Below are 21861 nucleotides of genomic sequence, written 5' to 3' on the forward strand. Positions count from 1 at the left end.
CACGTCATTCCCTTCAAAAATGACGTACACGGATGAGGCTCCCGGTTCCGCTGGCCGGGGGCTTCGTCTATTTCCGGAACCGTGCAGCGATCATCTGGACCACACCGGGGCCGGACAGTCGGTCGCTGAGACCCTGCTTGCGGCGGTCGCGGACGACCTTCTGACGGGCCTCTTCCGTACCGGTCTCGGGGTCGTACCACTCTTCGACAGGCCACGACAGCGAGGCGTTGAAGCTGAAGTCCACCTTGCGCTTGGTCGCCATCGACCGGAGGGTCTGACGGAAGCCGTCGTCCTCGCGGGCCTGCACGAACGCGGTCACGATGCTCATCGGGTGACCTTCTTTCCCACGTTGTAGTTAGGGTTGTAGCGCTTGGCCAGGGCTGCCGGGGTGAACAGTTCCTCGACCGGCTTGTTGAGGTAGGCGGATAGCCTCTCCCGCATTTCGTCGCTGGGGTGGACTCCGCCCCTGAGTGCCTGCTTGAAGTGGATACGGGGGATGCCGAGTTCATCGGCGGTACGGAGGATCGCGCCGTAACCGCGAGAGCTAAGGATTCGGTGGACAGGCTGAGGGCCGAATTTGGACACAGTGGCTCCAGGGGGAGTAGTTCCGAGAGTCGCGGGGTGGGGGCCTCTGACCGTCCCACCGCGCACCGAGGCCGCAGGCCGTACCGGTGATCACCGCGTGTTGGGACAACCATAACCCATGGATTCAGAACGAAATTCAGGAGTTTCTAAGCCTCGATTAACCGGTGCCCGCTTTCGTGCCACGCGTCGTGGCACGTGCCCTCGGGCTTCCCCTCGCCGGCACGCTGCGCCCCGAGCCCGGCCTCTGCCGGGGCCTCGAACGCGGCGAGGCGCCGGCGGCGGCGGGCAAGGGTCCGCTCGCCACGCTGTGCCAGCGGATCGTCGCGGACCTCACCGGCGCCACGACCGGTGTGGCATGAGCGGCCAGCCCGAGGACACCTCCTTCGCGGCCCGGGTGCGGCAGCGGATCGTCGCCGCCACCGACCCGGTCACCCCGGCGGCGATCGTGTCCGCCGTACGCGCCGAACCCACCGCCGCCGTGCTGGGCGACACCGCCGTCCTGCGGATCGCCGACCGGGTGCACGACGACCTCGTCGGCGCCGGACCACTCGCCCCGCTGCTGGCCGATCCAGAGGTGACCGACGTCCTGGTCAACGGCGTCCGCGTCTGGGTCGACCGGGGCGCGGGGCTGCACCAGGTGGCAATCCCGGTGGGCTCGGTCGACGACGTTCGCCGGTTGGCGCAGCGGCTCATCGCCAGCGCGGGTCGGCGGCTCGACGACGGCTCCCCGTACGCGGACGCCCGCCTGCCCGACGGCACCCGCCTGCACGCCGTACTGCCTCCGGTGGCGACCGAGGGCCCCTACCTGTCTCTGCGGACGTTCCGGCATCGCCCGTACACGCTCGACGAACTGGTGAGCCAGGGGACGGTGCCGCGACCGGTGGCACCGCTGCTCGCCGCCGTCGTCGCGGCCCGGTTGGCGTACCTGGTCACCGGCGGCACGGGCTCGGGCAAGACGACCCTGCTCAACACCCTGCTCGGGTTGGTGCCGGCCACCGAACGGATCGTCCTGGTCGAGGACGCGGCAGAGCTTCAGCCGGGGCATCCGCACGTGGTCGGGCTCCAGGCCCGTACCGCCAACGTCGAGGGGACGGGCGTGGTCAGCCTCGGAGACCTGGTCCGGCAGGCGCTGCGGATGCGCCCGGACCGCCTGGTCGTCGGGGAATGCCGGGGCGCAGAGGTGGTCGACCTGCTGGCCGCGTTGAACACGGGTCACGACGGCGGTGCCGGCACGCTGCACGCCAACACCCCGTCCGACGTGCCGGCCCGGCTGGAGGCGCTCGGCATGCTCGGCGGACTGCCCCGCGCCGCGCTGCACGCCCAGGTGGTCGCCGCGCTTCAGGTGCTGCTCCAGGTACGTCGCGGCGATCAGGGCCGCGTCCTCGAATCGATCTGTCTGTTGCTCCCCGAAGGGCCGGAACGCCTTGCCACCGTGGTACCCGCCTGGGTACGTGGACGAGGCCTGGGGCTGGCCGCCCGCACGTTCGGCGCGCTGCTGCGGGATCGGGGCGTCGCGGTCCCGCCGATCCTCACCGAGCCGTGGCCAGGATCGGCAGGTCCGGCATGAACGCCACGATGGCGCTGGTCGCGACGCTGCTGCTGTCCACCGCGATCGTGGTGATCTGGCGGGCGAAGAGCATCAGAGACCGCCGGCGTCGGGTGCTGGCCCCGACCCGTGCCACCGGTGTCGACCCGGACGACGCCCTGGTCGAGTGGATCAGGGACCTCGCTCGCGGGCAGGACCGGCCGACCGACGAACTCGGCGGCACGGCCGCCTCGGCTGACCCAGGTGTGCTCGTGCAGCCGGGGACCGGCAGCGGACGCATGGCCGTCGCCTGGTCCACCCGGGACCTCGACGACAGCCCCGGCCGTTCGAGGGTGACCGGTGGACCCGAGGGACCCACCCGACCAGCCGGCCCGGCACGTCCGCCAGCCCGCCGGGACTCGCGCCGCCCGGCTGCCACTGCCAGGCCCGAGGCCGGAGCCCCGGCGGCCGTCGCTTCCCGCACCACGAGGCCGGCGGGCTGTTCGCCGACCAGGCGGTTCATCGGGCCGGCGGGCTGTTGGCGGGGCCGGCAGGCCGCGAGCCGGACAGGCCGGTCGCGGACCAGCCGGACCATGATGCCGGCGGGCTGTTCGTGGGGCCGGCGGGCCACGAGCCGGACAGGCCGGTCTCGACCCTTCTGGTACGCGCGCGACGGTCACCGCGTCGGGTGCTGCTCCTGGCCGGTCTGATGGGAGCAGGTGTCGGAGCCGTGTCCGGCGGGCCGGTGGCCGCCGTGGCGATGGCCGGCTACGGCACGATCGCTCTCCGCGCCCTGCTGCGCTGGAGAACGAATCGGCAGGTCGAGCTGATTCGACGGCGCAGCCTGGACCTACTGTGTGGCCTGGCGGCCGACCTTCGGGCGGGTTCGCCCATGCCGTCGACCCTCGAGATCACCTCCGTCGCGGGAGCGTCGATGGCGGGCGTCGATCGGCTTCGTGACCTGACCTCGGCCGCCGTGCGGCTGGCGGATCGGACCGGCGCGCCGCTGGCGGAGCTGATCGAGCGGATCGAGGCGGACGCCCGTGCGACCGACCGTGGGCTGGCCGCCGCAGCGGCACAGGCGGCCGGCGCACGCGCCACCGCCTGGTTGCTGGCTGCGCTGCCGATCGGTGGGATCGGGCTCGGTTATGGGATCGGGGTCGACCCCCTGGCGGTGCTCCTGCACGACACGGTCGGTGGGGTGTGCGCGGTCCTCGCCGTCGCCCTGCAGATCGTCGGCCTCTTCTGGGCTGAGCGCCTGGGCGCTGGACCGGGGCGGACCACCTGATGTCTCCGGTGTTGTCCACTCGCGGGACTGCGGGCATACGGCGCCGTCCGGACGCGATCCGGCTCGCGGCAGGCATGGCCGGGCTTGCCGTGGCAGTGGTTGTCGAGGGCTGGTTCGGATGGCTGGGCGCCGTTCCGGTCGCCGTCCTGCTGGATGTGTCGCTGCGGCGGATCGAGCCTCCCGCCGTACGCAACCAGCGGCTTCGGGAGGCCGCCGACCTGCCGCTCGCCGCCGACCTCCTGGCGGCGGCGATGCGGGCCGGTGCGCCGGTGGACCGCTCGGTCCTGGCCGTCGCCGAGGCGTTGGACGGCCCGCTGGCCACCCGACTGGCCCGGGTGGGCCGCACGTTGCTCCTCGGCGGCGGCCCAGCGGAGGCCTGGTCGGCGTTGGACGGTGTGCCAGGGGCGGATCGGATGGCCGCGGCGGCGTTCCGCTCGGCCAACAGCGGCGCGGCGCTGGCCGGTGCGCTGACCCGTCTCGCCGACGACCTGCGGGCCGACCGGGCCACCGCTGCCGAGGCGTCGGCCCGTCGGGCCGGCGTCCTCATCGTGCTGCCACTGGGGCTCTGTTTCCTGCCCGCGTTCATTCTCGCCGGCCTGGTGCCGGTGATCGTCGCCGTTCTCGGCGACGTGCTCTGACCCATCGAGGAAGGGAAGATCCATGCGCAAACTCATCGCCCGACTGCGGGGCGACGACGGAATGAACACCGCCGAGTACGCCGTCGGCACGCTCGCCGCGGTGGCCTTCGCCGGGATCCTGTTGAAGGTGCTGACCTCCGGCAACGTCCAGTCCGCGCTGACCGCGGTCATCGACCGGGCACTCAAGTGATCGGGCGCCGGCAGGTCGACCGTATGCGGGACACGGACGCTCCCGGGCGCGCGTCCGACGGCGGCCGGAGGGCCCACATCGTCGGCGGCGAGCGGGGATCCTTCACCGCCGAACTGGCGGCCGGTCTGCCGGCGCTTCTCCTGCTCCTGCTCGCCGGCCTGACGGCGGTGAACGCCGTCAGCACACAGGCGAGTTGCCTGCACGCCGCCCGGGAAGCCGCGCTCGCCGCCGCCCGGGGCGCCGGCAACGCGGACGGTGCACGGACCGCGCCGCCGGGGGCTGAGGTGTCGGTGTCGATCGACGGCGACCGGGTGCAGGCGACCGTCCGGGCACCCGTCCGTGCGCTGGGCGGCCGACTACCACGGATCACCGTGGTGGCCACCGCCGTCGCAGCGGTGGAACCCGGCGCCCAAGAGATGAGCCGGTGATGCCCCGGCCGACGGTACGGTCGCGCGGTAACGGCGGTAGCCATGGCATCGGCCCGGGCCACGGTCGATTCCGTGGCCGCAGCCCTGACATCGAGCGAGACCTTGACGGCCGAGCAGACGCGGAGCGGGGTGGCGCGACCATTCTGCTGCTCGCGCTGGGGCTGGTGTTCGTGCTGGTCGGGACATTCGGCGCCGCCGTCGCCGCGACCGGCGTGGCAGCCCAGCGGGCCGCGGTGGCCGCTGATCTCGGCGCGCTGGCCGGGGCCACCCGAGCGCTCGACGGTGATGCGGTGGCGTGCGCGTCCGCCGCGGACATCGCCCAGCGCAACGCCGGCCGGATGGTCGACTGCGTCGTCGACGGCCTGGACGTGCTGGTGACCGTCGAGGTGGCGTTCACGCCGGTCCCGGGCCTGACACGGGTCGCCACATCGACGGCCCGCGCCGGGCCGGTGCGCGGCTGAACGGCAGACCCGGCCGGATCGCAGTGGGTAGAGCCTGGTCGGGTTGGACTGGCAGCAGTAGCCGGCGGCGGGGCGGAGCTGTAGGGCCCTGCCCCGCCGGCCGAGCTTGAGGGGGTAGCTGCGCCGATCTTGCACTTTGTGTCGACGAGATATGGCTTTCGTGGCCTATGTCGGCGCACAAAGTGCAAGATCGCGGGCGGGGTGGCGAAACGCCAGCAGGATGCGTCAGCGGGACTGGAGCGCGTCCAGGGCGACGGCCATGGCGATGACGAGGCGGCGGTCGATCTGCGGGTTCTGCACCTCGACGACGTACTTGTCGCGCAGGCCCCACTTCTTGACCACCGAGAAGACGGGCTGGCCGCCGGCGAGGAAGTCGAAGTGGTACGGCAGCCAGGAGAGCGAGTCGACGAACCGGCGGAGCAGCGCCACCGGCAGGCTGCGCTCCTGACCCGTCACCTGCGGCAGGCCGGCCTGCTCGACGTGCCACGTGGAGCGGAGCAGGGACTGGGCGAGGTCCTTACGGAACAGGCCGATCGGGTTGCCCGCGGCGTCGGTGACGTCGTACGTCGCGCCGAGGTCGAGGCGCTGGCGGGCCTTGAAACCGAGCAGGGGCTGCTGCTTGGAGTCGTCGGTGTAGATCGTCACCTGCTCCTTGAAAGCGAGCCGCTTCTGCTGCGCGAAGGCCAGCAGCTCGCCCTCGCTGCCGTCCGGCGCGACCGCCCGGACCTCGTACTGGTTGACCATCATCCGGAGCCGCTGGCGGATGTGGAACTGCTGCAGGGTCTGCAAGTTGTCGAGCTGCATCTGGTCTCCTCAGGGGGTGTCGCGCCGGAGTCTCGCACAGCCGGGCAACCGCCGTCGGCCGTGCCCGACCGGCTCGCCCCGCCGGCCGTCCCGACCAGCCCTGGCCAACCCGGTCGGGCTACTCCGACCCGGCTCGCCCCGCCGGCCGTCCCGACCAACCCTGGCCAACCCGGTCGGGCTACTCCGATCCGGCTCGCCCCGACAGCCTGCCCCGACCCGGCTCGCTCCGACCCGGCTCGCTCCGACCCGGCTCGCCCCGACAGCCTGCCCCGACCCGGCTTCCCCCGACCAACTCGCCCCGACCAACTCGCCCCGACCAATCCACCCTTGCCGGTCCAGCCTGACCGGTCCGCCCGGCCGGACCGGTCACGCGCGGATTCAGCGACCGTCCACCGTCGACCGCAACGACCAGGTGTTGAGCACCTGGTGGATGCCGCGCAGTCGCTCGTTGATCTGCTCCAGCCGTTCGGCCTGAGCCAGCGCGGCCAGCGCGGCCCCGAGCGCGATCTGCTGGTCGAGGGTGAGGTGTTCCTGGTCGATGGTGTAGAGCAGGTCGACGGTCTCAGCGATCGTGTCGGCCACAACTTCTCCTCGGGCGCGGGGGCGAAATACAACACAAGCATCGATGGAAGCGCTCCCACACCATTGTGCCCAGTGCCACCGGGATTCATGCAAGGTGGCTCAGGAGGGCAGATTGCCCAGCACCACGTCGAGGACCCGGATCGCGTCCGGCTTCGAGAGAGGGTTGTTGCCGTTGCCGCACTTCGGCGACTGCACGCAGGACGGGCAGCCGGTCTCGCAGCCGCACTCCGCGATCGCGTCGCGGGTGGCCCGCAGCCACGCCGACGCCGTCCCGTAGGCGCGCTCCGCGAAGCCCGCGCCACCCGGGTGACCGTCGTAGACGAAGACCGTCGGCGCCTCGGTGTCCGGGTGCAGGGCGGTGGAGAGGCCGCCGATGTCCCACCTGTCGCACGTCGCCATCAGCGGAAGCAGGCCGATCGCGGCGTGCTCGGCGGCGTGCAGCGCGCCCGGCACGTCGGCCGGCTGCACCCCGGCGGACGTCAGCGACCGCTCGGACAGCGTGAACCACACCGCCACCGTCCGCAGCTCCCGGGCGGGCAGGTGCAGTGGCCGGGTGTCGATCACCTCGCCGGTGGCGATCCTGCGCCGCTGGTACGACACCACCTGGCTGGTGACGTCCACCTCGCCGAGGAACATGCCGACCGGCCCGGCGTCGACGTAGGAGCGCACGGATACGACCGAGAGGTCGGTGACGTCCCGGGCGTGGGTGGACCAGTCCGGCTCCTCGACGTGCACCAGCGCGCAGCCGTCGGCGAGGTCCAGCTCGTCGACCACGTACGAGACGCCCTGGTGCAGGTAGACCGCGCCGGGGTGGAGCAGGAAGTGGGACGAGCCGCCGTCGACGGTGCCGAGCAGCCGGCCGGTGGCCGACTCCACCACGCAGACCGGTGCGCCTCCCTCGCCGCGCAGGTCCACCTCGGGACGCTCGCGGTGTCGCCAGTACCAGCCGGTGGGCCGCTGTCGCAGCGCCCCGGTCGCCACCAGCTCGTCCACCGCCTCCTTCGCCCCGTCGCCGAAGAGCGCCAGGTCGGCCGGGGTGAGCGGCGCCTCGGCGGCGGCGCAGGCCAGCTGCGGGGCCAGCACGTACGGGTTGGCCGGGTCGAGCACCGTCGCCTCCACCGGCGCACCGAAGATCGCCTCCGGGTGGTGCACCAGGTAGGTGTCCAGCGGGTCGTCCCGGGCCACCAACACGGCTAGGGCCTCCTGGCCGGAACGCCCGGCGCGGCCCGCCTGCTGCCACAGCGACGCCCGGGTGCCCGGGTAGCCGCAGATCAACACCGCGTCCAGCCCCACCAGGTCCACGCCCAGCTCCAGCGCGTTGGTGGAGGCCAGGCCGAGCAGGTCACCGTGCAGCAGCGCGCGTTCCAGCTCGCGGCGCTCCTCGCGCAGGTAGCCGCCCCGGTAGGCGGCCACCCGGTCGCCGAGCCCGGGTACGGCGTCGTCGAGCGCCCGTCGCGCGTTTGCCGCCACCACCTCGGCGCCCTTGCGGGAACGGACGAACGCGAGGGTGCGTACCCCCTCGGCGACCGTGTCGGCGAGCAGGTCCGCGGTCTCGCGCAGAGCAGAGCGGCGGACCTGGCGAAGGTCGTCGTGGTCGCCCGTCGCCTGCGGGGGGATCGGGGAAGAGGAGCCCGAGTCGGGTGGCAGCAGTGGCGGTTCCCAGAGCGCGAAGGTCACCCCGCCGCGCGGCGAGGTGTCCTCGGTGACCGCGGTCACCGGCAGGCCGGTGAGTCGCGCGGCGGCGGTCGCCGGGTCGCCCGAGGTGGCCGAGGCGAGGACGAACACCGGGCTGGCCCCGAAGCGCGCGCACTGCCGGCGCAACCGGCGCAGCACGTGCGCCACGTGCGAGCCGAACACACCCCGGTAGGTGTGGCACTCGTCGATCACGACGTACGCCAGTCGGCGCAGGAACCCGGACCACTGCGCGTGGCCGGGCAGGATGCCGTGGTGCAGCATGTCCGGATTGGTCAGCACGAAGCGGGAGTGTCGGCGGATCCACTCCCGTTCCGCGCGCGGCGTGTCCCCGTCGTAGGTGGCGGGGCGTACCCCCTCCAGTTCCAGGCCGACGACGGCCCGCAGCTGGTCGGCGGCGAGGGCCTTGGTCGGCGCCAGGTAGAGCACGGTGGCCCGGGGGTCGGCGAGCAGCGTGGCCAGCGCCGGGAGCTGGTACGCCAGGGACTTGCCGGACGCGGTTCCGGTGGCGACGATCACGTGGCCGCCCTCGTACGCCAGGGTGGCCGCCTCGGCCTGGTGCTGCCAGGGCGCGACCACGCCGCGGCGGTCGAACGCCGCCCGAAGCTCCGGCGGCGCCCACGCCGGCCACGGCGCCGGCACCCCGACGCGGGCGGGCACCCGCTCGACGTGGGTGACCGGGTCGCCCGCGCCCCGTGCGCGCAGCCGGCGCAGCAGGTCGACCGGCGGGGAGGAAGTCACGTCCTGCACTCTCGCACTGGTGTTCGGAGATGAAAAGCCGGGCCCCGGGGTAAGGGATAGCCGCCGCCGGTGACCGCAGGGTGTCCCGGCGGTAGTGGTTAGATGCCCAGGAGAGTTTACGGCTCTGGCGAGGAGGACCGATGGAGCTGTCGCTGGCGACGCGCACCGTGGGCGAGCACACGGTGCTCGAGGTCGGCGGTGAGGTGGACGTCTACACCGCGCCCCGGCTCCGCGAACGTCTCCTCGAGCTGATCGACGGCGGCGCCCGGCACGTGATCGTGGACCTCGGGCGGGTGGACTTCCTCGACTCGACCGGGCTGGGCGTGCTGGTGGGCGCGCACAAGCGGCTGCGCACGGCCGGCGGCTCGTTCGCCCTGGTCTGTGACAAGGAGCCGCTGCTCAAGATCTTCCGGATCACGGCGCTGGACCAGGTGTTCCCGCTGCACGCCACGGTCGAGGCGGCGGCCGGCGCGGGCCCGAGCGGCGCCAACGCGTGATGGCGACGGTCCGGCTCTCCTTCTCTCCGGCCCCGGTGCACGTGCGTACCGCCCGACTGGTCGGCGTGGCCGTCGCCCGACGGGCCGGTGTCCGCGAGGACCTGCTGGACGAGGTGCGCCTGGCCATCGGTGAGGCGTGCACCCGGGCGGTCGCGCTGCACCGTCAGTACGGCCTGCCCGATCCGGTGCTGGTGGAGATGTCCGACGGCGGCACGTACGCGGTGCGGGTCGTGGACCGGGCGCCGATCGAGGCCAGCATCGGGCTGGCGGCGCTGCCGCCGGACGAGTTGGCCGACGAGTCGCTGACCGACGAGGCGTTGACCACGGGTGTCGGGTTCGCTCTGCTCGCGGGCTTCGTGGAGGACCTGCAGGTGCGCCCGGTCGACGAGGGCATCGGCACCGAGGTGCGAATGGTGTGGCCCGTCGGGCGCTGACTTCGGAACGACTGCGCACAAGGCCGTGTCCCCGCTGGGGATGCGGCCTTGTCGTCATGGATCGGGCCCTATATCAGATTTCGTTTCATAACACAGCGACAAAGATCATCGAGACACGGTGCCACCTCGGTGTGACCTCGAACACTGTGGAGGGCTACAGTACCCGGGTTGTCAGCAAGTGATCCAACCCGCAGCCAGCGGGTATGGGTGGTCATCGCTGGTCCGCTGGGGTGGGTTGGCGCGCGCTTGCGAGTCCGCATCCAGGCGTCGACCGGTGCGTCTCCACCCGTCGACGCGAGTGTTCGGTAACAGGAGGACGCAGATGTCCGAGACCTTGGCCGTCGATGACGGCGGGCTTTCCCTTACCGGAGGCAATGTCACGTACGTCGTCATCGCCGCGGTCATCGCGCTGGTGGCGCTCGTCTTCGCCGCCGCGTTGACGAAGACCGTGCTGGCAGCCGGCAAGGGCACCACCAACATGCAGGAGATCTCGGGGGCGGTCCAGGAGGGCGCCTCGGCCTACCTGCTCCGCCAGTTCCGCACCTTGGCGATCTTCGTCGTCGTCGCCGTGGTGCTGCTCTTCCTCCTGCCGGTGCACGACACCGACGGCAGCGTGATGGCCGTGAAGCTCGGCCGGTCGCTCTTCTTCGTGGTGGGCGCCGTGTTCAGCGCGTCCATCGGTGGCGCCGGCATGTGGCTGGCGACCCGCGCGAACCTGCGCGTGGCCGCCGCCGCCCGGGAGCGCCAGGGCGGCCGCGAGGCCGCCATGAAGATCGCCTTCCGGACCGGCGGCGTGGTCGGCTTCCTCACCGTCGGCCTCGGCCTCTTCGGCGCCGCGCTGGTCGTCCTGGTCTACCGGGGTGACGCGCCCACGGTGCTGGAGGGCTTCGGCTTCGGCGCCGCCCTGCTGGCGATGTTCATGCGGGTCGGCGGCGGCATCTTCACCAAGGCCGCCGACGTCGGCGCCGACCTGGTCGGCAAGGTCGAGCAGGGCATCCCCGAGGACGACCCGCGCAACGCCGCCACCATCGCCGACAACGTGGGCGACAACGTCGGTGACTGCGCCGGCATGGCCGCCGACCTGTTCGAGTCGTACGCGGTGACGCTGGTGGCCGCGCTGATCCTCGGGCGGGCCGCCTTCGGCGAGGACGGTCTGGTCTTCCCGCTGATCATCTCCACTATCGGCGTGCTGGTCGCCATCGTCGGCGTCTTCATCACCCGGCTGCGCGCCTCCGACCGCAACGGTCTCACCGCGATCAACCGGGCCTTCTACATCTCCGCCGTGATCTCCGCGGTGCTGGTGGCGATCGCCGCGTACGCGTACCTGCCGGCGACCTTCGCCGACCTGGAGGGTGGCCTCACCGACGTCGACCGCAACCCGCGACTGGTGGCCATCGGCGCGGTGGTGATCGGCATCGTGCTCGCCGCCGCGATCCAGGCGCTGACCGGCTACTTCACCGAGACCAACAAGCGGCCCGTACAGGACATCGGCAAGAGCTCGCAGACCGGTGCGGCCACCGTCATCCTCGCCGGCATCAGCGTCGGCCTGGAGTCGGCGGTCTACTCGGCGCTGCTGATCGGCGCCGGCGTCTTCGGGGCGTTCCTGCTCGGCGGCAGCTCGATCACGCTGTCGCTGTTCGCGGTGGCGCTGGCCGGCACCGGCCTGCTCACCACCGTCGGCGTCATCGTCGCCATGGACACCTTCGGGCCGATCTCCGACAACGCCCAGGGTGTGGCGGAGATGTCCGGCGACATCGACGAGCACGGCGCGCGCATCCTCACCGAGCTGGACGCGGTCGGCAACACCACCAAGGCCATCACCAAGGGCATCGCGATCGCCACCGCGGTGCTGGCGGCGACCGCGCTGTTCGGCTCGTACACGGACACCCTGCGGACCGCGTACGCGGACGCCGGCGTGGGCGACGTCGGGACCGAGATCCTCAACTCGCTGAACGTGGCCAACCCGCGCAACCTGGTCGGACTGATCATCGGTGCGGCGGTCGTCTTCCTCTTCTCCGGGCTGGCGATCAACGCGGTGTCCCGCTCGGCCGGCGCGGTCGTCATGGAGGTTCGCCGGCAGTTCCGTGAGCTGCCCGGCATCATGGACCGCACCCAGCGCCCGGAGTACGGCAAGGTCGTCGACATCTGCACCCGGGACGCGCAGCGCGAGCTGATGACCCCCGGCCTGCTCGCCATCCTGGCGCCGATCGCGGTCGGCTTCGGCCTCGGCCCGGGGGCGCTCGCCTCCTACCTGGCCGGCGCGATCGGAGCCGGCACGCTGATGGCGGTGTTCCTGTCCAACTCCGGTGGGGCCTGGGACAACGCCAAGAAGCTGGTCGAGGACGGCGCGTACGGCGGCAAGGGCTCCGAGTCGCACGCTGCCACGGTCATCGGCGACACCGTCGGCGACCCGTTCAAGGACACCGCCGGCCCGGCCATCAACCCGCTGATCAAGGTGATGAACCTGGTCTCGCTGCTGATCGCCCCCGCCGTGGTGGCCTGGAGCGTCGGTGACGAACGCAATGTCGGCCTGCGGGTCGGTATCGCGCTGGTCGCGACGCTGATCATCGTGGCGTCGGTGGTCTTCAGCAAGCGCAAGGGCATCGCCATGGACGACTCCGACACCGGCGCGGGCAGCGCCGACCACCGTCCGGAGACCGTCAACGCCTGACACCGGCGGCACCGGGGTCCCCGCTCGACGCACCCGTCGGGCGGGGACCCCGGCCATCCGGCCCGGTGCCACACCTGGCCGAAGGTCGTACGCTGCAACGCATGCGTACGTGCCGGGCGTCTGCCGTCGGAAAGCTCACGGTGGTCCTGGCCACGCTCGTCGTCGTCCTCACCGGCTGCGGTGGGCCCAGCCCACGGGCCTGGGCGGCCTCGGTCTGCGGCGCGCTCACCCCGTGGCGCTCCGAGATCAGCAAATTGACCAGCAGCACCGATCAGCAGATGACGGCGCAGACCACTCCGGCGCAGGCCAAGGAGAACCTGGTGCGGCTCTTCGGCGGCGCGGAACAGGCCAGCGAGACCGCGCGCCGCAAGGTCGAGCAGGCCGGCATCCCGGAGACCGACAACGGCGAGGCCATCTCCGCCGGCTTCCGTGGGTCGCTGGAGAAGATGCGGGACGCCTACGGCCGCGCCCGGGACACCATCGAGGGGTTGGGCACCGGTGAGCCCGCCGCCTTCTACGACGGCGTCCGGGCCGCCGTGGACACTTTGAACAAGGAGTACGACGCCAGCGCGCTGGACACCAGCAAGCTCAACTCCGAGGAGCTGAAACAGGCCTTCGACGAGGTGCCCGAGTGTCGCTGAACGGGCTCGGTGACACGCCGGCCGCGCAGTCGCTGCCGGCGCTGTTCCCCGTACCCGAGCCCGACCCGTCGCGCGCCGACCCGTCGGGCACCGACCCGTCGCGCGCCGACCCGTCGGGCACCGACCCGTCGCGCGCCGATCCGTCGGGCACCGACCCGGCGCGGCCCGGCCCGCGGCGGCCTGGTTCGGGCCGGCGACGCGGCGGCCCGGACCGGTCGGAGTCGAGCGTCCCCGCGCCACCTCGGGCCGACGACGCCGGGCGGCAACTGGTCTTCTTCGGCGCGGATGCCGCCGAACCGGCGGTCGCCGATCTGGCCGGGCTGCTCGCCGGACCCGGCGAGGTCGTCCGGATGGGTGGCACCGCCCGTCTCGCGGTACGGGTGGACGCCGCCTGGCGGGTGCACGTGCTCGTCGCCGAACTGGCGCTGCGCGGGCTGGCCGCGAGCTGGGAGCCGACCGAGGACCAGCGACACACCGTGCGGACGTCGTACACCCGGCTGTTGAAGCCGCTCGCGGTCGCCTGGCTGGACGGCCCGGCGAAGCGTCCGCCGGCGGCCTTCCACCTGACCGGCCGGCGGCTGCGGCTGTGGCTCGCCGCCGCCGGGACGCCGGAGCCGCCCGGCGGCTTCCTGCTGCGCCTCGGCGCGGGTGACCAGCGGGCCTGGGACGCGATCGGCGCGGCTCTCACCGCCGCCGGCCTGGCCGGCACGCTGCTCGGCCCCGACGAGGGTGGCCCGGCCTACCGGATCACCGGCCGCCGCCGCCTGGCCCGCCTCGCCGAGCTGGTCGGCGCACCACCCCCCGCGACCCCACCCAACGCCTGGCCCTGACCCCCCGCCCCCCGCCCGCCGCCCACCGCTCACCGGCGTCGATCATGGAGTTGTGGTGGTGGACGAACTTCGCCTTCGGGGCCTAAACGCCCACCACAACCCCATGATCGACGCGAGCGGGAGGGGTGCGGGAGGGGTGCGGGAGGGGTGCGGGAGGGAAGTGGGGTGAGGTGTCTGGTGTTGGACAGCTGGGCTTGGATGGGCTGGTTGGGGGTCCCGCATCGTCACAGGGACCCGCTCCGAGGCCTACCCACGGTGTACGGTGGCGCCGTCCGGCAGTGTCGAGCACGGCGGGCGGGAGTCGACCGCCGCGCCGCAGCGGATTGCCGCCCGCGAAACCCGAAACGCGGACGGCGCGTTACGTTGGACATCCGGACCGCCGGTGCCACGGCGGGGTCGAGAGCGGTCGCTGTCGTAAGGCGCCGGCCGGCCACGAGCAGGAGTGAGGTCGGGGAGAGACGTGCCGAGCAACGCTGGAACCACCCGTCTGGTCATCGTCGAGTCACCGGCGAAGGCCAAGACGATCTCGGGCTACCTCGGCCCGGGGTACGTCGTGGAGGCCAGCTTCGGTCACGTCCGCGACCTGCCGCGCAACGCCGCCGACGTGCCGGCCAAGTACAAGGGCGAGTCCTGGGCCCGCCTCGGGGTGGACGTGGACAACGGCTTCCACGCCCTCTACGTCGTCTCGGCCGACCGCAGGCAGCAGATCAGCAAGCTGGTGAAGCTGGCCAAGGAGGTCGACGAGATCTTCCTGGCGACGGATGAGGACCGCGAGGGCGAGGCCATCGCCTGGCACCTGGTCGAGACCCTCAAGCCCAAGGTCCCGGTCAAGCGGATGGTCTTCCACGAGATCACCAAGCCGGCGATCCAGGCCGCCGTGGCCAACCCCCGGGAGATCGACCGCGACCTGGTCGACGCCCAGGAGGCCCGGCGCATCCTCGACCGTCTCTACGGCTACGAGGTCTCCCCGGTGCTGTGGAAGAAGGTCATGCCGAAGCTCTCGGCGGGCCGGGTGCAGTCCGTGGCGACCCGGATCGTGGTGGAGCGGGAGCGGCAGCGGATGGCGTTCCGCACCGCCGAGTACTGGGACATCCTGGCCACCCTCGCCGTGGCGAACGCCGGTGAGGGGCCGCGCACCTTCAACGCCACCCTGATCGCTCTCAACGGCGACCGGATCGCCACCGGTAAGGACTTCGAGCCCACCACGGGCAAGGTCCGGGCCGGCGCGGGCGTCGTCCACCTCGACGAGGGCGGTGCCCGGGGTCTGGCCGCCCGGCTCGACGGGCGGCCGTTCACGGTCACCCGGGTCGAGGAGAAGCCGTACCGTCGCCGCCCGTACGCGCCGTTCATCACCTCGACGCTCCAGCAGGAGGCGGCCCGCAAGCTGCGCCTGTCCTCGCAGCAGACGATGCGCACCGCGCAGCGCCTCTACGAGAACGGCTACATCACCTATATGCGTACCGACTCGGTGAACCTCTCGGAGACCGCCATTTCGGCGGCCCGCCGGCAGATCGTCGAGCTGTACGGCGAGCGCAGCGTTCCGCCGGAGCCCCGCCGCTACACCGGCAAGGTCAAGAACGCCCAGGAGGCGCACGAGGCGATCCGCCCCGCGGGGGACAACTTCCGCACCCCGGGCGAGGTGGCCAAGGAGTTGTCCGCCGAGGAGTTCAAGCTCTACGAGCTGATCTGGCGGCGCACGATCGCCTCGCAGATGACCGACGCCGTCGGTTCCAGCGTGTCGGTGCGCATCCGCGCGGTCTCCACCTCCCAGGAGGAGGCCGACTTCGGCGCGACCGGTAAGACCATCACCGACCCGGGCTTCCTGCGCGCGTACGTCGAGTCCAGCGACGACGAGAACGCCGAGGCCGAGGACGCCGAGCGCCGGCTGCCGACCCTGGTCAAGGACCAGCCGCTGACCGCCGACGAGCTGGCCGCGCAGGGCCACCACACCCAGCCGCCGTCGCGCTACACCGAGGCGTCGCTGGTCAAGGCCCTGGAGGAGTTGGGCATCGGCCGCCCGTCCACCTACGCGTCGATCATGCAGACGATCCAGGACCGGGGGTACGTCACCAAGCGCGGTCAGGCGATGATCCCCACGTTCCTGGCCTTCGCGGTGATCGGCCTGATGGAGCGGCACTACCCCCGCCTCATCGACTACGACTTCACCGCCAGCATGGAGAACGAGCTGGACGAGATCGCCGGCGGTGACCACGCCGCGGTCGACTTCCTCACCGCGTTCTACTTCGGCAGCGCCAACGGCGCCGGCGACCAGGACATCGCCCGCTCGGGTGGGCTCAAGAAGCTCGTCACCGAGAACCTGAGCGAGATCGACGCGCGCAGCGTCAACTCGATCCCGCTCTTCACCGACGAGGACGGCCGCGAGGTCGTCGTCCGCGTCGGCCGGTACGGGCCGTACCTCCAGCGGGCGGTCCCCGGCGAGACGCCGGTCGCTCCGGCCGAGGGCGAGGAGGCCGGCCCCCAGGGTGACCGGGCGCCGATCCCCGAGGGCATGGCCCCGGACGAGCTGACCCCCGAGAAGGTGCACGAGCTGTTCCTGGGCGGTAGCGGCGAGCGCAAGCTCGGCGACGACCCGGCCACCGGCGAGCCGATCGTGCTCAAGTCCGGCCGGTTCGGCCCGTACGTGTCCAGCGGCGAGCGCAAGTCCTCGCTGTTGCGCTCGCAGACGCCGGACTCGCTCTCCCTCGACGAGGCGCTGCGGCTGCTGAGCCTGCCCCGGTTGGTGGGCGTCGCGCCCGACGGTGTCGAGGTCTTCGCCAACAACGGTCGCTACGGCCCGTACGTGAAGCAGGGCGAGGAGTTCCGCTCGCTCGAATCCGAAGAGCAGATGTTCACGGTCACCCTGGACGAGGCGCTGGCCCTGCTGGCCGCTCCGAAGACCCGGGGCCGCCGGGCCGCCGCGCCGCCGCTGCGCGAGATGGGCGTCGACCCGCTGACCGAGAAGCCGCTGGTGATCAAGGACGGGCGGTTCGGCCCGTACGTCACCGACGGCGAGGTCAACGCGTCCCTGCGGCGCGGGCAGACCCCGGAGGCGCTGAGCATCGAGGAGGCGTCCGAGATGCTGGCCGACAAGCGGGCCAAGGGCCCGGCCCCGCGCAAGAAGGCGGCGGCGAAGAAGGCTCCGGCGAAGAAGGCCCCGGCGAAGAAGACGACGGCCACCAAGAAGACGGCCGCCGCCAGCAAGTCCACCGCCGCGAAGAAGACCACCACCGCCAAGGCGACGGCGGCCAGGAAGGCGACCCCGGCGAAGAAGGCGGCCCCGAAGAAGGCAACCGCCAGCCCTGCCGAGGAGTGACAGCGAGCACTACACCCCAAATGGGTTAAATGTCCAGTTTGGTGTCGGGGCCCTGGCGCGGACTGCCTAACGTGAGGGAATGTTCGCACTTCCTGTCCCGCGCCGCCGCGTGCTCGTCGGTGCTGCTGCCGGTGCGTTGCTGCTCGCCGTGTCCGCGGTCGGCATCCGGGCGATGGACGCGGGCAATCCCTCGCCAGCCGGCGCCACCGTGTCGCGCGCTTCCCCGCAGGCCGTCGCCCCCGGGCCGACCCGCGATCCCGCCAACCCGCGGACCGTGCGGCTCGTCGCCGCGGGTGACGTTCTGATCCATCCCGCCGTGACCGAGCAGGCGCGCCGGGACGGTGCCCGTGCCGGCGGCCTGGACTTCGCCCCGATGTTCGCCGGGGTCGCCCCGGTGGTTCGCGACGCCGATCTGGCGCTGTGCCACCTCGAGACGCCACTGGCCGATCCCGCCGGCCCGTTCGCCGGCTATCCGTCGTTCAACGCGCCCCCGCAGGTGCTCGACGCGCTGCGCACCACCGGGTTCGACGGCTGCTCAACCGCCTCCAACCACACCCTCGACCAGGGTGCCGACGGGGTGACCCGGACACTCCGCGCACTCGACGCCGCCGGGCTGGGGCACACCGGCAGTGCCCGCAGCGCCGCCGAAGCGGCCCGGCCCCGGATCTACCAGGTTGGCGACGTCCGCGTCGCCCACCTGGCGTACAGCCTGAACTTCAACGGGTTGAGCCGCCCCTCGGGCAAGCCGTGGCTGGCCAACCTGATCAAGCCGGCCGAGATCCTCGCCGCCGCCCACAAGGCCCGGGTCGCCGGTGCCGACATCGTCGTGCTCAGCCTGCACTGGGGTACGGAGTACCAACACCTGCCGGACGCCGACCAGCGGGCGTGGGCCAAGCAGTTGATCTCCTCGCCCGACGTGGACCTCATCCTGGGCCATCACGCCCACGCGGTGCAGCCGTTCCAGCGCTTCGGCGACAAGTGGGTGGTCTTCGGCATGGGCAACGAAATCGCCCGGCACGAGACGCCGATCGACGACAATCGCGAGGGTGTGATGGCCCGGGCCACCTTCACCGAGACCGCCCCGGGGCGCTGGACGGTGACCCGGATGGAGGCACTGCCCACCTGGACCGACCTGGCGCCGGCCCTCCGGCTGGTCGACCTGACCGCAGCGCTTGCCGACCCGGGCACCCCACCAGGTCTGCGGGGCGACTACCGGGAGGCGTACCAGCGGGTGCTCGGCTACGTCCGGGCCCTGGCTGCCGGCCCGGACCAGGTGGTGGCGTCGGGCGGCTGAGCGCCGCCGCCGAGGACGCGGCTCGGGACCAGGGTGCGCTGCACCACACCCGATGTCGCGCGCCTACCCGCTGAGTCGGTACCGCCGTACCGTATTGCTATGCCGGTTGGTCGGACGAGGCGTGCGGGCGGGGAGAAGCGGGCTGCCGTTCTCGACGCGGTGATGGACGTGCTCGCATCGCGCGGATACGAGAACACACGCTTCGCGGACGTCTCGGCGGCCGGCGGCGTCGCGATCAGCACCCTCCAGACCTACTTCGGGTCGCGGGAGGACATGGTCATCGAGGCCATGCAGGTGTTCACCGACCGGGAGGTCGCCGCCCTGGACGCGGTTTCGGTCGCCGAGGCCGACCCGTGGCGACGGCTGGTCGCCCTGACGGACCGGAGCCTGCACAACTCGGAGAGCGCCCGACGGATCCTGGTCGAGTTCTGGCGATCCGCGATGCGCGACGACGAACTCCGCGACCACAGCGCCGAGGTGCTGAGGCGTTACCGGGCGCCCTTCCTGGCCGCGGTGCGCGAGGGCGCCGAGCGGGGGGCGTTCACGCTGACCCACGACGCCGACGCGGTGACGGACTTCCTGCTCGCGGCTCTGGCCGGTCTGATCGTCTCGCGCGTCCAGCACCATGCCACGCCGTCACCCGCGACCTTCCGCGACGTCCTGTTCACCCAGCTCAGGCTGATGCTGGGCGTCCAGGACCCGGATCCCCGTACCACCCGAACGGATTGAGGACGATGACCACCGTCGAGATCACCCGCTTCCGCGTGGCCGCGGAGCGCGCCGATGCCCTGCTGGCCGCACGACCCGCGATGCTGGCCGACTTCCAGGCCGACCGTGCCGGCTTCCTCGGCGCACGGCTGATCCGACTCGATGCCGGGGAGTGGCTGGACATCGTCTTCTGGGCCTCGCCCGAAGACTTCGCCGAGTCCCGACGTCGGGGCGGGAACCGGCCCGGCATCCAGGCGTTCTTCTCCCTGATCGACGAGGTGATCAGCTCCGAGCAGGGCACCACGACCGATCCGGTGGGTGCGTGAGGCGCCACGAGTTGGTCGAGCGTGGCGCGCGGGGCCGGGTCGTCCTGGACGTCTGACGGTCGGACGCCGCCCTCAGACGCCGAGGATGTGGGTCAGGTGCGGGCTGGCGAAGACGCGGTGCGGGTCCAGGCGGTCGCGGACGGCCTGGAAGTCGGCGAAACGGGGGTACGCCTCGGCGAGGGACGCCGCGTCGCGGTAGTGCAGCTTGCCCCAGTGCGGGCGGCCGCCCAGTGCGGCGGCGACCTTCTCGAACGCCTGGAAGTACGGCTCGTACGGCATGCCGACGTACTGGTGTACGGCGATGTACGCGCTGTCCCGGCCGTAGCCGTGGGACAGCCAGATGTCGTCGGCGGCGGTGAAGCGCACCTCGACCGGAAAGAGGATCTTGAACGGGAGCCCGTCCACGATCCGGCGCAGCGCGCCGAGCGCCTCGGGTAGCGCCGCGCGGGGGAGGCCGTACTCCATCTCCACGAAGCGGACCCGGCGCGGGGTGCAGAACACCCGGTCGGAGCGTCCGGTGTACCTCCGTTCGGTGAGCGCGCGGGCGGAGACGGCGCTGATGCCGGGTGCCAGGGCGGGCACGGCCCGGCCGAGGCGGCAGGCCCCGGCGAAGACCCGGTTGGACAGAAAGTCGTCGTCCAGCCAGCCGCGCCAGCGGGACAGCGGCCGGTCGTTGGCGGGTACCCGGTCATTGGCCTTGACCTGGACCCGGGACGTGTAGGGGAACCAGTAGAACTCGACGTGGTCGTGCCGGCCGATCAGCGCGGGCAGGTCGCCGAGCACGTCGTCGAGGGCGCCGGGGCGTTCGTGGGCGTGCAGGACGAAGGCGTCCACGCAGCGCAAGGTCACCTCGACCAGGACGCCGAGCGCGCCGAGCGAGACCCGGGCGGCGGCGAAGACGTCCGGGTGCTCGTCTACGGAGCAGCGCAGCACCTCGCCCGTGCCGGTGACCAGGGTGAGGGCCTCGACGAAGGTGGAGAGGCAGCCGTATCCGGCGCCGGTGCCGTGGGTGCCGGTGGAGATTGCGCCGGCGATGGTCTGCGCGTCGATGTCCCCCAGGTTGGGCAGCGCGAGGCCGTGCCGGGCGAGCAGTCCGTTGAGCGCGTGCAGGGGCATTCCCGCCGGTACGGTCACGAGTCGGCGCGCGACGTCCACGCTGACACCGGTCTCCAGCTCGGACAACTCCATCCGCCGGTCGTCGGCGAGGGCGACGGCGGTGAACGAGTGGCCGCTGCCCGCGACGCGGATCCGGCCTCCGGCGGCGGCGGCGTCCCGGACGGCTTCCGCCACGTCGTCCGGCGAGCCGGGGCGCAGGATGGCGGTGGCGCTGCCACGCTGGTTGCCGGCCCAGTTGGACCATCCGGCGGTGAGCGGTGCGGTGCCGACCATGCGCGCTCCTCATTCATGAATATGAACTGACTTCATATCAGGAACGTTGTCCCTGGTAAATACCGCAATTGCGGTCCGCTCGTTGTACCGGTAGTCACGGACTCGTGACCAAGAGATATGTTCATCCGTCGAAGGGGGGTGGCGCCGAGTGTCCACACCAGCCGCCACGACCGGGCCGCTGCGCCGCGTACCGGTGCAGGGTCGAAGTGTCGCGCGGGTACAGCGCATGTTGGACGCCTGCGCCGAACTCGTCGACGAGGTGGGGTACGAGGGGCTGACCACGACCCTGCTCGCGGAGCGCGCCGAAGTGGCGATCGGGTCGGTCTACCAGTTCTTCCCGGACAAGCGGGCGATCGTGCAGGCGTTGACCCTGCGCACGATGGAGTCCTACCTCCAGCGGCTCGACGAGCGTTTCGCCTCCGACGAGATGACCCACTGGTGGGACGGCGTCGACGCGGGAATCGACGAGTACATCACGATGCACCGCACCGTCCCCGGCTTCCGTACCCTGCACTTCGGCGACGTGGTCGACCTGCACCTGCTCGACGAGCAGCGTGACAACAACGGCGTCATCGCCGACCAGTTGGCGCGGGTGCTCACCGAGCGCTTCGGTTTGACCGACGTGCCGAAGCTGCGCTTCGTCCTGGAGATCGCCGTGGAGGCCGCCGACGCGTTGATCAAGCTCGCGTTCCGACGGAAGTCCGACGGCGACGAGCGGGTCCTGATCGAGGCGAAGGCGCTGATCCGGGAGTACCTGCACCGCCAGGTCGACGGATGCGAGAGCGAGCAGCGCGCCGAGGCCGCCCGGTCCGCCTGACCTGGCG

The 21861-nt window shown here is 72.0% G+C and carries 22 protein-coding genes and 2 pseudogenes; 17 read left to right on the forward strand and 7 right to left on the reverse strand.

The window, feature by feature from the left end:
• Positions 1 to 67: 67 nt before the first annotated feature.
• Together ACQP0N_RS02130 and ACQP0N_RS02135 are read right to left on the reverse strand one after the other, a co-directional pair.
• Positions 68 to 328, reverse strand: a complete 261-nt coding sequence (locus ACQP0N_RS02130) for a hypothetical protein (protein WP_433117121.1) — start codon at positions 326 to 328, stop codon at positions 68 to 70.
• Entirely contained in the window at positions 325 to 585 is a 261-nt protein-coding gene (locus ACQP0N_RS02135; RefSeq protein ID WP_433117123.1) for a hypothetical protein, read from the reverse strand. Before ACQP0N_RS02135 ends, ACQP0N_RS02130 begins: the two co-directional genes overlap by 4 nt.
• Positions 586 to 773: 188 nt before the next feature.
• On the opposite strand from ACQP0N_RS02135, the pseudogene ACQP0N_RS02140 reads away from it, so the two are divergent.
• Both ACQP0N_RS02140 and ACQP0N_RS02145 read left to right on the forward strand, forming a co-directional pair.
• Positions 774 to 944: pseudogene (locus tag ACQP0N_RS02140) on the forward strand (septum site-determining protein Ssd); the annotation flags it as partial.
• Positions 941 to 2152: a TadA family conjugal transfer-associated ATPase gene (locus tag ACQP0N_RS02145; protein ID WP_433117125.1), complete on the forward strand. Its 1212-nt coding sequence runs from the start codon at positions 941 to 943 to the stop codon at positions 2150 to 2152. The pseudogene ACQP0N_RS02140 and the gene ACQP0N_RS02145, both read left to right, overlap by 4 nt.
• Here the strand turns inward: ACQP0N_RS02145 and ACQP0N_RS02150 are convergent.
• Entirely contained in the window at positions 2115 to 2741 is a 627-nt protein-coding gene (locus ACQP0N_RS02150) for a hypothetical protein (protein ID WP_433117127.1), read from the reverse strand. The genes ACQP0N_RS02145 and ACQP0N_RS02150 overlap by 38 nt on opposite strands.
• 330 nt (positions 2742 to 3071) lie before the next feature.
• Here ACQP0N_RS02150 and ACQP0N_RS02155 point away from each other — a divergent pair.
• The 5 genes and pseudogenes from ACQP0N_RS02155 to ACQP0N_RS02175 form a co-directional block, all read left to right on the forward strand.
• A pseudogene (locus ACQP0N_RS02155) lies at positions 3072 to 3398 on the forward strand (hypothetical protein); the annotation flags it as partial.
• On the forward strand, positions 3398 to 4036 hold the full coding sequence (locus tag ACQP0N_RS02160) for a type II secretion system F family protein (RefSeq protein ID WP_433117129.1): 639 nt from the start codon (positions 3398 to 3400) through the stop codon (positions 4034 to 4036). The pseudogene ACQP0N_RS02155 and the gene ACQP0N_RS02160, both read left to right, overlap by 1 nt.
• Positions 4037 to 4058: 22 nt before the next feature.
• Positions 4059 to 4226, forward strand: coding sequence for a DUF4244 domain-containing protein (locus ACQP0N_RS02165; protein ID WP_234584142.1), 168 nt, complete (start codon positions 4059 to 4061; stop codon positions 4224 to 4226).
• A gap of 23 nt (positions 4227 to 4249) precedes the next feature.
• Positions 4250 to 4654, forward strand: coding sequence for a TadE family type IV pilus minor pilin (locus ACQP0N_RS02170; protein ID WP_433117131.1), 405 nt, complete (start codon positions 4250 to 4252; stop codon positions 4652 to 4654).
• Positions 4654 to 5115, forward strand: coding sequence for an Rv3654c family TadE-like protein (locus tag ACQP0N_RS02175; RefSeq protein WP_357392631.1), 462 nt, complete (start codon positions 4654 to 4656; stop codon positions 5113 to 5115). The genes ACQP0N_RS02170 and ACQP0N_RS02175 overlap by 1 nt, the downstream gene beginning before the upstream one ends.
• Positions 5116 to 5340: 225 nt before the next feature.
• Here ACQP0N_RS02175 and ACQP0N_RS02180 read toward each other — a convergent pair whose 3' ends face one another.
• From ACQP0N_RS02180 to ACQP0N_RS02190, 3 genes are all read right to left on the reverse strand, one after another.
• Positions 5341 to 5919, reverse strand: coding sequence for a hypothetical protein (locus tag ACQP0N_RS02180; RefSeq protein ID WP_433117134.1), 579 nt, complete (start codon positions 5917 to 5919; stop codon positions 5341 to 5343).
• 378 nt (positions 5920 to 6297) lie between these two features.
• Positions 6298 to 6501 (reverse strand): hypothetical protein, encoded by a 204-nt coding sequence (locus ACQP0N_RS02185; protein WP_357123660.1) that lies wholly within the window; start codon positions 6499 to 6501, stop codon positions 6298 to 6300.
• 99 nt (positions 6502 to 6600) lie between these two features.
• Complete coding sequence (locus tag ACQP0N_RS02190) at positions 6601 to 8943, reverse strand: DEAD/DEAH box helicase (RefSeq protein WP_433117136.1); 2343 nt, start codon at positions 8941 to 8943, stop codon at positions 6601 to 6603.
• Positions 8944 to 9074: 131 nt separating this feature from the next.
• Here ACQP0N_RS02190 and ACQP0N_RS02195 point away from each other — a divergent pair, with 131 nt between their 5' ends.
• The 9 genes from ACQP0N_RS02195 (at position 9075) to ACQP0N_RS02235 (ending at position 19648) form a co-directional block, all read left to right on the forward strand.
• Positions 9075 to 9431 (forward strand): STAS domain-containing protein, encoded by a 357-nt coding sequence (locus tag ACQP0N_RS02195; protein ID WP_355049272.1) that lies wholly within the window; start codon positions 9075 to 9077, stop codon positions 9429 to 9431.
• Entirely contained in the window at positions 9428 to 9865 is a 438-nt protein-coding gene (locus ACQP0N_RS02200) for an ATP-binding protein (protein ID WP_433117139.1), read from the forward strand. The genes ACQP0N_RS02195 and ACQP0N_RS02200 overlap by 4 nt, the downstream gene beginning before the upstream one ends.
• 322 nt (positions 9866 to 10187) lie before the next feature.
• A complete protein-coding gene (locus tag ACQP0N_RS02205; RefSeq protein WP_433117141.1) occupies positions 10188 to 12536 on the forward strand; it encodes a sodium-translocating pyrophosphatase in 2349 nt (782 codons plus the stop codon).
• Between the two features lie 101 nt (positions 12537 to 12637).
• Positions 12638 to 13177 (forward strand): hypothetical protein, encoded by a 540-nt coding sequence (locus tag ACQP0N_RS02210; RefSeq protein ID WP_355049269.1) that lies wholly within the window; start codon positions 12638 to 12640, stop codon positions 13175 to 13177.
• A complete protein-coding gene (locus ACQP0N_RS02215) occupies positions 13168 to 14007 on the forward strand; it encodes a hypothetical protein (protein ID WP_433117143.1) in 840 nt (279 codons plus the stop codon). Before ACQP0N_RS02210 ends, ACQP0N_RS02215 begins: the two co-directional genes overlap by 10 nt.
• A 460-nt stretch (positions 14008 to 14467) precedes the next feature.
• Positions 14468 to 17320 carry a type I DNA topoisomerase gene (topA, locus tag ACQP0N_RS02220; RefSeq protein ID WP_433117145.1) on the forward strand — a complete coding sequence of 951 codons (2853 nt, stop codon included), beginning with the start codon at positions 14468 to 14470 and terminating at the stop codon, positions 17318 to 17320.
• A gap of 79 nt (positions 17321 to 17399) precedes the next feature.
• A complete protein-coding gene (locus ACQP0N_RS02225; protein WP_433117148.1) occupies positions 17400 to 18614 on the forward strand; it encodes a CapA family protein in 1215 nt (404 codons plus the stop codon).
• A 99-nt stretch (positions 18615 to 18713) separates the two neighbouring features.
• Positions 18714 to 19343 carry a TetR/AcrR family transcriptional regulator gene (locus ACQP0N_RS02230; RefSeq protein ID WP_433117150.1) on the forward strand — a complete coding sequence of 210 codons (630 nt, stop codon included), beginning with the start codon at positions 18714 to 18716 and terminating at the stop codon, positions 19341 to 19343.
• 5 nt (positions 19344 to 19348) lie between these two features.
• Positions 19349 to 19648, forward strand: a complete 300-nt coding sequence (locus ACQP0N_RS02235) for an antibiotic biosynthesis monooxygenase family protein (protein WP_433117152.1) — start codon at positions 19349 to 19351, stop codon at positions 19646 to 19648.
• Between the two features lie 72 nt (positions 19649 to 19720).
• On the opposite strand, the gene ACQP0N_RS02240 is transcribed toward ACQP0N_RS02235, so the two are convergent.
• Positions 19721 to 21037 (reverse strand): D-arabinono-1,4-lactone oxidase, encoded by a 1317-nt coding sequence (locus ACQP0N_RS02240; RefSeq protein ID WP_433117154.1) that lies wholly within the window; start codon positions 21035 to 21037, stop codon positions 19721 to 19723.
• Between the two features lie 226 nt (positions 21038 to 21263).
• On the opposite strand from ACQP0N_RS02240, the gene ACQP0N_RS02245 reads away from it, so the two are divergent.
• Positions 21264 to 21854 carry a TetR family transcriptional regulator gene (locus ACQP0N_RS02245; RefSeq protein WP_433121370.1) on the forward strand — a complete coding sequence of 197 codons (591 nt, stop codon included), beginning with the start codon at positions 21264 to 21266 and terminating at the stop codon, positions 21852 to 21854.
• Positions 21855 to 21861: the final 7 nt, after the last annotated feature.

Source organism: Micromonospora sp. CA-246542, from assembly GCF_050942905.1.
Lineage (GTDB): Bacteria > Actinomycetota > Actinomycetes > Mycobacteriales > Micromonosporaceae > Micromonospora.

Coding starts and splice junctions, on each gene's coding strand:
- ACQP0N_RS02210 (WP_355049269.1), top strand. CDS start 12,638: ATGCGTACGTGCCGGGCGTCTGCCGTCGGAAAGCTCACGGTGGTCCTG.
- ACQP0N_RS02225 (WP_433117148.1), top strand. CDS start 17,400: ATGTTCGCACTTCCTGTCCCGCGCCGCCGCGTGCTCGTCGGTGCTGCT.
- ACQP0N_RS02230 (WP_433117150.1), top strand. CDS start 18,714: ATGCCGGTTGGTCGGACGAGGCGTGCGGGCGGGGAGAAGCGGGCTGCC.
- ACQP0N_RS02130 (WP_433117121.1), bottom strand. CDS start 328: ATGAGCATCGTGACCGCGTTCGTGCAGGCCCGCGAGGACGACGGCTTC.
- ACQP0N_RS02195 (WP_355049272.1), top strand. CDS start 9,075: ATGGAGCTGTCGCTGGCGACGCGCACCGTGGGCGAGCACACGGTGCTC.
- ACQP0N_RS02160 (WP_433117129.1), top strand. CDS start 3,398: ATGTCTCCGGTGTTGTCCACTCGCGGGACTGCGGGCATACGGCGCCGT.
- ACQP0N_RS02245 (WP_433121370.1), top strand. CDS start 21,264: ATGTTGGACGCCTGCGCCGAACTCGTCGACGAGGTGGGGTACGAGGGG.
- ACQP0N_RS02205 (WP_433117141.1), top strand. CDS start 10,188: ATGTCCGAGACCTTGGCCGTCGATGACGGCGGGCTTTCCCTTACCGGA.
- ACQP0N_RS02180 (WP_433117134.1), bottom strand. CDS start 5,919: ATGCAGCTCGACAACTTGCAGACCCTGCAGCAGTTCCACATCCGCCAG.
- ACQP0N_RS02235 (WP_433117152.1), top strand. CDS start 19,349: ATGACCACCGTCGAGATCACCCGCTTCCGCGTGGCCGCGGAGCGCGCC.
- ACQP0N_RS02165 (WP_234584142.1), top strand. CDS start 4,059: ATGCGCAAACTCATCGCCCGACTGCGGGGCGACGACGGAATGAACACC.
- ACQP0N_RS02145 (WP_433117125.1), top strand. CDS start 941: ATGAGCGGCCAGCCCGAGGACACCTCCTTCGCGGCCCGGGTGCGGCAG.
- ACQP0N_RS02170 (WP_433117131.1), top strand. CDS start 4,250: ATGCGGGACACGGACGCTCCCGGGCGCGCGTCCGACGGCGGCCGGAGG.
- ACQP0N_RS02175 (WP_357392631.1), top strand. CDS start 4,654: ATGCCCCGGCCGACGGTACGGTCGCGCGGTAACGGCGGTAGCCATGGC.
- ACQP0N_RS02240 (WP_433117154.1), bottom strand. CDS start 21,037: ATGGTCGGCACCGCACCGCTCACCGCCGGATGGTCCAACTGGGCCGGC.